This window comes from Sinorhizobium sp. CB7 (assembly GCF_041357635.1).
Classification (GTDB): domain Bacteria; phylum Pseudomonadota; class Alphaproteobacteria; order Rhizobiales; family Rhizobiaceae; genus Rhizobium.
Genome location: NZ_JAULLL010000068.1, coordinates 1 through 631 on the forward strand (window position 1 = coordinate 1; position 631 = coordinate 631).

The following is a 631-nucleotide window of genomic DNA, read 5'->3' on the forward strand; positions in this document are numbered from 1 at the left end:
CCCTCGCGCAGCGCCTATGTGATGGACGGGGACGGCAACGAGATGCCGGTCGGCGGGCTCGGCGAGCTTTGCATCGGCGGCGAGACGCTGGCGCGCGGCTATCTCGGCCGCCCGGCCCTGACGGCGGAGAAGTTCGTGCCCGATCCGCATCGATCCGGCGGCCGTCTCTACCGCACCGGCGACCTGTGCCGGATGCGGGCCGACGGGACGGTCGACTTTTTGGGGCGCATCGACAGCCAGATCAAGCTGAGGGGCTTCCGCATCGAGCTCGGCGAGATCGAGGCGGCCCTGCGCAAGGCTGCCGGCGTGGCCGATGCGGCCGCCGAGGTCAAAGGCGAGGGCGAGGCCCGCCACATCGTCGGCTATGTCACCGGCGACGGCGTCGATCCCGCTTCCGTGCGCTCAAGCCTGGAGGCGTCGCTTCCCGCCCATATGGTGCCGGCCGCCATCGTGACGCTCGCCGCCCTGCCTTTGATGCCGAACGGCAAGCTGGACCGGCGGGCGCTTCCGGATCCGGAGCTGTCGTCGGGCTCGGCCTATGTCGGCCCGCGCACCGCAACGGAGGCAGAACTTGCGGCCATCTGGCAGGATGTGCTCGGTCTCGAGCGCGTCGGCATCCACGACAACTTCT

The 631-nt window shown here is 70.4% G+C and carries 1 pseudogene; it reads left to right on the forward strand.

The features are described 5' to 3' along the window. Positions 1–631 (forward strand): annotated as a pseudogene (locus tag AAE029_RS36205) (non-ribosomal peptide synthetase); the annotation flags it as partial.